This window comes from Streptomyces sp. NPDC086077 (genome assembly GCF_040686175.1).
Classification (GTDB): Bacteria; Actinomycetota; Actinomycetes; order Streptomycetales; family Streptomycetaceae; genus Streptomyces.
Genome location: NZ_JBFBJT010000098.1, coordinates 18,801 through 27,857 on the forward strand (window position 1 = coordinate 18,801; position 9,057 = coordinate 27,857).

Annotated in this window: 5 protein-coding genes; all 5 read left to right on the forward strand. The window is 72.9% G+C overall.

Translation table 11 applies throughout. The annotated features are described in order from the left end of the window. Positions 1-14 precede the first annotated feature (14 nt). The 5 genes from mmsA (at position 15) to AB0O67_RS25365 (ending at position 8,945) form a co-directional block, all read left to right on the forward strand. Positions 15-1,517: a CoA-acylating methylmalonate-semialdehyde dehydrogenase gene (gene mmsA, locus AB0O67_RS25345; RefSeq protein WP_365454179.1), complete on the forward strand. Its 1,503-nt coding sequence runs from the start codon at positions 15-17 to the stop codon at positions 1,515-1,517. A gap of 162 nt (positions 1,518-1,679) precedes the next feature. After that, on the forward strand, positions 1,680-4,331 hold the full coding sequence (locus AB0O67_RS25350) for an alpha/beta fold hydrolase (RefSeq protein WP_365454182.1): 2,652 nt from the start codon (positions 1,680-1,682) through the stop codon (positions 4,329-4,331). After that, complete coding sequence (locus tag AB0O67_RS25355) at positions 4,328-5,206, forward strand: ABC transporter permease (protein WP_365454185.1); 879 nt, start codon at positions 4,328-4,330, stop codon at positions 5,204-5,206. The genes AB0O67_RS25350 and AB0O67_RS25355 overlap by 4 nt, the downstream gene beginning before the upstream one ends. A 159-nt stretch (positions 5,207-5,365) precedes the next feature. Then, complete coding sequence (locus AB0O67_RS25360) at positions 5,366-6,913, forward strand: von Willebrand factor type A domain-containing protein (RefSeq protein WP_365454188.1); 1,548 nt, start codon at positions 5,366-5,368, stop codon at positions 6,911-6,913. Positions 6,914-7,016: 103 nt separating this feature from the next. Continuing rightward, positions 7,017-8,945 (forward strand): AMP-dependent synthetase/ligase, encoded by a 1,929-nt coding sequence (locus AB0O67_RS25365; RefSeq protein WP_365454191.1) that lies wholly within the window; start codon positions 7,017-7,019, stop codon positions 8,943-8,945. Positions 8,946-9,057: the final 112 nt, after the last annotated feature.

Genomic DNA, 9,057 nt, shown 5'->3' on the forward strand with positions numbered 1-9,057 from the left:
AGGAGTAACCGGTCATGACGAAGATCGTCAACCACTGGATCGGCGGCAAGTCCGCCGAAGGCGCGTCGGGCACGTTCGGGCCGGTCACGGACCCGGCGACCGGCGTGGTCACCACGAAGGTCGCGTTCGCCTCGGTCGACGAGGTGGACGCGGCGGTCGCCTCCGCGAAGGAGGCCTTCCTGACCTGGGGCCAGTCCTCACTGGCCCAGCGCACCACGATCCTGTTCCGCTTCCGCGCCCTGCTGGACGCGCACCGCGACGAGATCGCCGAGCTGATCACCGCCGAGCACGGCAAGGTGCACTCCGACGCCCTCGGTGAGGTGGCGCGCGGCCTGGAGATCGTCGACCTGGCCTGCGGCATCAACGTGCAGCTGAAGGGCGAGCTGTCGACGCAGGTGGCGAGCCGGGTCGACGTGGCCTCGCTGCGCCAGCCGCTCGGTGTCGTCGCGGGCATCACGCCGTTCAACTTCCCGGCGATGGTGCCGATGTGGATGTTCCCGCTCGCCATCGCGTGCGGCAACACCTTCGTGCTGAAGCCCTCGGAGAAGGACCCGTCGGCCTCCGTCCGGCTGGCCGAGCTGCTGACCGAGGCGGGCCTGCCGGACGGCGTCCTCAACGTCGTGCACGGCGACAAGGTGGCCGTCGACCGGCTCCTGGAGCACCCCGACGTCAAGGCGGTGTCCTTCGTCGGCTCCACCCCGATCGCCCGCTACATCCACACCACGGCGTCCGCGAACGGCAAGCGCGTCCAGGCCCTCGGCGGCGCCAAGAACCACATGCTGGTGCTGCCGGACGCCGACCTGGACGCGGCGGCCGACGCGGCGGTCTCGGCGGCGTACGGCTCGGCGGGCGAGCGCTGCATGGCCATCTCGGCCGTGGTGGCGGTCGGCTCCGTCGGCGACGAACTGGTGGACAAGATCCGCGAGCGCGCCGAGAAGATCAAGATCGGCCCCGGCAACGACCCGACGTCCGAGATGGGCCCGCTGATCACCAAGGTCCACCGCGACAAGGTGGCCTCCTACGTCGAGGGCGCCGCCGCCGAGGGCTGCGAGGTCGTGCTCGACGGCAGCGGCTACACCGTCGACGGCTTCGAGGACGGCCACTGGATCGGGATCTCCCTGCTCGACAAGGTGCCGACGTCGGCGAAGGCCTACCAGGACGAGATCTTCGGCCCGGTGCTGTGCGTGCTGCGCGCGGAGACGTACGAGGAGGGCATCGCCCTCATCAACGCCTCCCCGTTCGGCAACGGCACCGCGATCTTCACCCGGGACGGCGGCGCCGCCCGCCGCTTCCAGCTGGAGGTCGAGGCCGGCATGGTCGGCGTGAACGTCCCGATCCCGGTCCCCGTCGGCTACCACTCCTTCGGCGGCTGGAAGGACTCCCTCTTCGGGGACCACCACATCTACGGCAACGACGGCACGCACTTCTACACCCGCGGCAAGGTCGTCACCACCCGCTGGCCCGACCCGGCGGACGGCCCCGCGGGCGTGGACCTTGGCTTCCCGCGCAACCACTGACCCGCGCCGGGCTCGCGCGCCGGACCGGAACCGGGACCGCGCCCGTGGACCCACGTACCACGGGCGCGGTATGTGAAGGCGGCGCCGTACTCCCCTGGGAGGGCACCGGGTTCAGACCGTGAGCTGTCAGTGGGCGACAGGTTCGCCGCGTACCGTTGACGCATGGATCTTCGCTCGCCCGGACTGCGCGGGCTGTTGCGGCGGCCACGACGGCTGGTGGCCGCCGCGGCCGCCGTCGTCGTGCTCGCCGGTGCCGGTACGTGGACGGCCGTCGCCGACGACGACGCGCCCGCGGTACGCCGCGCCGACCGGGTGCTGCCCGGTGCCGGCGGGGTGCGCATCGACACCTCGTACTTCACCACCGCGTCCACCGGCCGCCGCCCCGCGGTGCTGCTGGGGCACGGCTTCGGCGGCAGCAAGGACGACGTACGGCAGCAGGCGCAGGACCTGGCGCGCGACGGCTACGCGGTGCTGACCTGGTCGGCACGCGGCTTCGGCGGGTCCACGGGCAGGATCGGGCTGAACGACCCCGAGGGCGAGGTCGCCGACGTTTCGAAGCTGCTCGACTGGCTGGCCGCGCAGCCGCAGGTCGCGCTCGACAAGTCCGGCGACCCCCGCGTCGGCATGGCGGGCGGCTCCTACGGCGGCGCGATCGCGCTGCTGACCGCGGGGTACGACGACCGCGTGGACGCCATCGCCCCGGCGATCACCTACTGGAACCTGGCCGACGCCCTCTTCCCTAACGACGTCTTCAAGAAGCTGTGGGCGGGCGTCTTCGTCACCTCCGGTGGCGGCTGCGCCAAGTTCGAGCCGCGGCTGTGCGAGATGTACGAGCGGGTCGCCGAGTCCGGCACCCCCGACACCGAGGCACGCGAACTCCTGGAAGAGCGCTCGCCGTCGGCCGTAGGCGACCGCATCGACGTACCCACCCTGCTGATCCAGGGCCAGTCGGACTCCCTGTTCCCGCTCGACCAGGCCGACGCGGCGGCGCGGGCCGTCCGGGCGGGCGGCGCCCCCGTGGACGTCGACTGGATCGCCGGCGGCCACGACGGCGGCGACCTGGAGACGAGCCGGGTCCAGCAGCGCGTCACCCAGTGGTTCGACCGCTACCTCAAGGACGACAAGGGCGCCGCCACCGGCCCCGCCTTCCGCGTCACCCGCACCGGAGGCGTCGACTCCACCGACGGCGAGGCCCTGCTGCGGGGCGCGAGCGCCGAGACGTATCCCGGCCTGGAGAGCGGACGGCGTGCGGTGGCCCTCACCGGACGCGAGCAGACCTTCGACAACCCGCCCGGCGCCGGACCGCCCGCCGTCTCCGCCCTGCCCGGCCTCGGTGCCGGCGGCGGCCTCGCCCAGCTCTCCGCGCTCGGAGTCGGCATCTCGCTCGACTTCCCGGGCCAGCACGCGCGGTTCGAGTCGGCGCCGCTGACCGAGGACCTGCGCGTCACCGGATCACCGACGGCCACCGTCCACGTGAAGTCCAGCAGCGCGGACGCCGTCCTCTTCGCCAAGGTCTACGACGTCGGCCCCGACGGCCGTCAGCAGGTGCTGCCCTCCCAGCTGGTCACGCCCGTCCGCGTGACGGACGCCAAGGCCGGCAAGGACGTGACGCTCACCCTCCCCGCCGTCGACTACGAGGTCGGCAAGGGCCACCAGCTGCGCCTGGTCCTCGCCTCGACCGACCTGGCGTACGCCTCCCCGGCGGCCCCGGCGACCTACACCGTCTCCCTCAAGGGCGCCCTGTCGGTGCCGACGGCTCCCGAGGTGACGGCGGCCGCCACGCCGCTGCCCGCCTGGGTGTGGTGGCTGCCGCTGACCGGTGCCGTCGTCGCCCTGGCGCTGCTGCTCTCCGCCCGCCGCCGCACCGCGACGCCCGCCCCCGACCCCGCGCTGTCCGACGTGCCGCTCCTGATCACCGACCTGAGCAAGCGGTACGCCAGGTCGGCGGAGCGGTACGCGGTCAAGGACCTCTCCTTCCGGGTGGACAAGGGCCAGGTCCTGGGTCTGCTCGGCCCCAACGGCGCCGGCAAGACCACCACCCTGCGCATGCTGATGGGCCTGATCAGGCCGGACGGCGGCGAGATCCGTGTCTTCGGCCACGCCATCCGCCCCGGCGCACCCGTGCTGTCGCGGGTCGGCGCATTCGTGGAGGGCGCCGGCTTCCTGCCCCACCTCTCCGGCCGGGAGAACCTGGAGCTGTACTGGCGGGCGACCGGCCGCCCCGCCGAGGACGCCCACCTCGACGAGGCGCTGGAGATCGCCGGCCTCGGCGACGCGCTGGCCCGCGCGGTGCGCACGTACTCGCAGGGCATGCGCCAGCGCCTGGCCATCGCGCAGGCCATGCTGGGCCTGCCGGACCTGCTCATCCTCGACGAACCGACCAACGGCCTCGACCCGCCGCAGATCCGCGAGATGCGCGAGGTGATGATCCGGTACGCGGCCGCCGGCCGCACGGTGATCGTCTCCAGCCACCTCCTGTCGGAGGTCGAGCAGTCCTGCACGCATCTCGTGGTGATGGACCGGGGCCGGCTCGTGCAGGCGGGCCCGGTGGGCGAGATCGTCGGCTCCGGCGACACCCTCCTCGTCGGCACGGGCACGCCCGTCGACGAACCGGTCGCCGAGAAGATCGCCGCCCTGCCGGGCGTCGCCTCGGCCGTCGTCACCGGCGACGGGCTGCTGGTCCGGCTGGACGCCGGCGGCAGCGCCTCGCGGCTGGTCGCCGAGCTGGTCCGGCTGGAGGTGCCGGTCGCCTCGGTCGGCCCGCACCGCCGCCTGGAGGACGCGTTCCTCACCCTGATCGGAGGTTCCGCATGAGCGGCAGCACCCTCGCCGACCGCACGGACGCCAAGGAGACCGCGTCCGGCTACCGGGCGGGCCGCACCCTGCCCCTGCGGGTGGAGCTGGTCCGCCAGCTCAAGCGGCGCCGGACGCTCGTCATGTTCGGCATCCTCGGCGTCCTGCCCTTCGTCCTGGTCGTCGCCTTCGCGATCGGCGGCGAGCCGGACGGTGGCGGCGACCGGATCACGCTGATGGACACGGCCACCGCGTCGGCGGCCAACTTCGCCGCGGTGAACCTGTTCGTGTCGGCGGGCTTCCTGCTGGTCATCCCGGTCGCCCTGTTCTGCGGCGACACGGTCGCCTCGGAGGCCGGCTGGTCCTCGCTGCGCTATCTGCTCGCCGCTCCCGTGCCACGGGCCCGGCTGCTGTGGTCCAAGCTCGTCGTCGGGCTCGGCCTGAGCCTGGCCGCCATGCTGCTGCTGCCGGTCGTCGCGCTGGCCGTCGGCGTCGCCGCGTACGGCTGGGGCCCGCTGCAGATACCCACCGGCGGCGCGCTCGACGCGGGCACGGCGGCGCAGCGGCTGGTGGTGGTCGTGGCGTACATCTTCGTGTCCCAACTGGTCACCGCCGGGCTGGCGTTCTGGCTGTCCACCCGGACGGACGCGCCGCTCGGCGCGGTCGGCGGCGCGGTCGGCCTGACCATCGTCGGCAACGTCCTCGACGCGGTCACCGCCCTCGGCGACTGGCGCCATTACCTCCCCGCGCACTGGCAGTTCGCCTGGGCGGACGCCGTACAGCCCGAACCGCAGTGGTCCGGCATGATCCAGGGCACCGCGATCTCCGTGACCTACGCACTCGTGCTGTTCGCCCTGGCCTTCCGCGGTTTCGCCCGCAAGGACGTCGTCTCCTAGGTCTCCGGAAGATCTCCCACCGGTCTCGGCGGGCCCGCTCCGTAGCCCCTTCGAGACGCAAGCGCAACGCTTTGTCACGCACGTTCCGGCCCCCTGTGCCGTCACAGTCACTGACGTCGAGGTTCGACGGGCGGTCAACGGACACAGGGGGTACGTGTGATGAAGCGGTATCGGACACGGCGGCTCAGCGGCGCGCTGCTCGCGCTCACCACGGCGGGCGGTCTGCTGCTCACCGGCTGCGGCGCCGGGGACTCCGGCGACGCGAGCCGGGCCGACCGGGCGGAGAAGGCCGACGGCTTCCCGGCCCCGGCCCCACCCGCCCCGGACTCCGGCGAGGTGAGCGGAGAGCAGCGCGAGGACGGCACGGACCGCGAGTTCGCGCCGGAACCCGACCACCTCTCCACCTTCGCCCTCGACGTGGACACGGCCTCGTACGGCTACGCCCGCCGCACCCTCGCCGAGGGCGGCCGGCCGCACCCGTCGACGATCCGCCCGGAGGAGTTCGTCAACAGCTTCCGCCAGGACTACGAACGCCCCGACGGCAACGGCTTCTCGGTGACGGTCGACGGCGCCCGCACCAGCGCCGAGGACTGGTCCCTGGTCCGCGTCGGCCTCGCCACCCGCCCGGCCGAGAACGAGGGCGAACGCCCGCCCGCCGCCCTCACCTTCGTCCTCGACGTCTCGGGCTCGATGTCCGAGCCCGGCCGGCTGGACCTCGCCAAGGAGTCCCTCGCCGTGATGACCGACCGGCTGCGCGACGACGACTCGGTCGCGCTGGTCACCTTCAGCGACGAGGCCGAGACGGTACTGCCGATGACCCGGCTCGGCGGCAACCGCGGCAAGGTCCACGGGGCCGTCTCGGGCCTGGAGGTCCAGCAGTCCACCAACCTCGGCGCGGGCGTCGAGACCGGGTACGCGACGGCCGTGGAGGGTCTGCGCGAGGGTGCCACCAACCGGGTCGTCCTCGTCTCCGACGCCCTCGCCAACACCGGCGACACGGACGCCGACACGATCCTGGAGAGGATCGACGGGGCCCGCCGCGAGCACGGCGTCACCCTCTTCGGCGTGGGCGTCGGAAGCGAGTACGGCGACGAGTTGATGGAACGCCTCGCCGACCGGGGCGACGGCCACACGACGTACGTCTCGACCGCCGAGGAGGCCCGCGAGGTGTTCTGCGAGGAACTCCCGCGCCACGTCGACCTCACCGCCCGCGACGCCAAGGCGCAGGTCGCCTTCGACCCGCGGACGGTCTCCCAGTTCCGTCTGATCGGCTACGAGAACCGCGAGGTCGCCGACGAGGACTTCCGCGACGACCGCGTCGACGGCGGCGAGGTCGGCCCCGGCCACACGGTCACCGCCCTGTACGCGGTCCGCACCAGGCCCGGCGCCGACGGCCACCTCGCCACGGCCACCGTCCGCTGGCTCGACCCCGCCACCCGGGCCCCGCACGAGGAATCGGGCCGGGTGGAGACGGCGGCCCTCGACACCTCGGTGCGCGGCGCGTCCGCCCGCTTCCAGGTCACGGTGGTGGCCGCCTACTTCGCCGACGCCCTGCGCCGCGAGGACACCCGCCACACCCCGCTGCCCGGTGCGCCGGGCATGCGCGAACTCGCCGAGCACGCCGACGAGCTGGCGCGGCGGACGGAGGACGAGGAGGTACGGCAACTGGCGACCGCCATCGACCAGGCGCAGGGCATCACGTACTGACGCCCGGTGTCCGGCGGGTTCACGCGCGACCCATTGACCTTTCCTTACTTCCGGGTAAGTTGACCTTGCGTCACCACCGTGCACCGGCAACGCGGGAGCCGCCATGGGCGTACGCAGGGATCTGAAACGGGCCAGGCGGCGCACCGACCTGTCGGCCCGCGCCGAGGTCGAGCTGATCAGGGACGAGACCGGCACGGTGCGGGAGGTGCACGTCCCGCCGATGGCCGAGCCTCCCACCACCGGCAGCATCGCCGACATCCCGTACACCAACGCGGCCGAGGACCCCGGCGCCGTGGTGCTGCGGCGCAGGACGGCCGACGGCACCTGGGTGCCGGTCACCGCAGCCGCCTTCGCCCAGGAGGTCACCGCCGTCGCCAAGGGCCTGATCGCCGCCGGCCTCGAACCCGGCGGCCGGGTCGGCGTGATGTCCCGCACGCGCTACGAGTGGACGCTCCTGGACTTCGCCGTCTGGGCGGCAGGTGGCAGCACCGTCCCGGTCTACCCCACCTCGGCCGCGCCGCAGGTGGAGTGGATCGTCCGCGACTCGGGCGCCCGGCACGTGGTCACCGAGACCGCCGAGAACGCCGCCACCGTCACCACCGGCACGGCCGGTCACCCCCACCCGCCCCGCGTCTGGCAGCTCGACGCCGACGCCCTCACCGACCTCGTCCTCCTCGGCGAGAACGTCCCCGACGAGGAGGTCACCAAGCGCCGCACCGCCCTGACCCCCGGCACGGTCGCGACGATCTGTTACACCTCCGGCACCACCGGCCGCCCCAAGGGCTGCGTCCTCACCCACGCCAACCTGCGCGCGGAGGCCGCGAACACCGTCGAGCTGCTCCACCCGGTCTTCAAGGCGGTCACCCGCCAGACCGCCTCGACACTGCTCTTCCTCCCGCTCGCCCACATTCTCGGCCGCACCCTCCAGATCGCGTGTCTGCTGGCCCGCATCGAGATCGGCCACTGCCCGAGCGTGAGACCCGACGAACTCCGGCCGATGCTCCGGGAGTTCCGCCCCACCTTCCTGGTCGGCGTGCCCTACCTGTTCGAGAAGATCCACGACACCGGCCGCGCCACCGCCGAGAAGATCGGCCGCGGTGCCTCCTTCGACCGCGCGGACCGGATCGCCGTCCGCTTCGCCGAGGCGTACCTGAGGAAGTTCCTCGGCACCGGCAAGGGCCCCGGCCCGGGCCTCTACGCCGCCTGGGTCCTGTACGACCTGCTGGTCTACCGCCGTATCCGCGAGGAGCTCGGCGGCCGGCTGCGCTACGCCATCAGCGGCGGCTCCCCGCTCGACCGCAACCTCAACCTGTTCTTCCACGCCGCCGGAATCGTCGTCTACGAGGGCTACGGCCTGACCGAGACCACCGCCGCGGCCACCATCGTCCCGCCGCTGACACCCCGGCCCGGCACGGTCGGCCCGCCCGTCCCCGGCACCGGCGTCCGGATCGCCGCCGACGGCGAGGTACTGATCAGGGGCGGCATCGTCTTCGACGGCTACCGGAACAACCCGGAGGCCACCGACGCGGTCCTGGCCGGCGGCTGGTTCGCCACCGGTGACCTCGGCGCCCTCGACCAGGACGGCTATCTCACCATCACCGGCCGCAAGAAGGACATCCTCGTCACCTCCGGCGGCAAGAACGTCTCCCCGTCGATCCTGGAGGACCGCCTGCGCAGCCGCTCACCGATCGGCCAGTGCCTGGTCGTCGGCGACAACCGGCCCTGCGTCGGCGCGCTGATCACCCTCGACCCCGAGGCCGTCACCCACTGGCTGGCCGTCCACAACCTGCCCCCGGACACCCCCATGTCCGCCGTCCGCCAGGACCCGCGCCTTCACGCCGCCGTCCAGAAGGCCGTCGACTACGCCAACGAGGCCGTCTCCCGCGCCGAGTCTATCCGGGCCTTCAGCCTCGTCGAGGGCGAGTTCACCGAGGAGAACGGCATGCTGACCCCGTCCCTGAAGGTCAAACGACACGCGGTGACGACGGCGTACGCGAAGGAGATCGAGGAACTGTACGCGTCCGGCGGCTGACCCCGACGGCACAGGGGGCGCGGGCACGAAAGAGGGGCGGGCCGCCGAGATGCTCGGCGATCCACCGGGACCTGCTGGAACAGCTCCGGGAAACCATCGGCGTCAACGTCAA

Bases quoted from the DNA above. Each gene is read 5' to 3' on its own strand.
- mmsA (WP_365454179.1), top strand. From the start codon at position 15: ATGACGAAGATCGTCAACCACTGGATCGGCGGCAAGTCCGCCGAAGGC.
- AB0O67_RS25350 (WP_365454182.1), top strand. From the start codon at position 1,680: ATGGATCTTCGCTCGCCCGGACTGCGCGGGCTGTTGCGGCGGCCACGA.
- AB0O67_RS25355 (WP_365454185.1), top strand. From the start codon at position 4,328: ATGAGCGGCAGCACCCTCGCCGACCGCACGGACGCCAAGGAGACCGCG.
- AB0O67_RS25360 (WP_365454188.1), top strand. From the start codon at position 5,366: ATGAAGCGGTATCGGACACGGCGGCTCAGCGGCGCGCTGCTCGCGCTC.
- AB0O67_RS25365 (WP_365454191.1), top strand. From the start codon at position 7,017: ATGGGCGTACGCAGGGATCTGAAACGGGCCAGGCGGCGCACCGACCTG.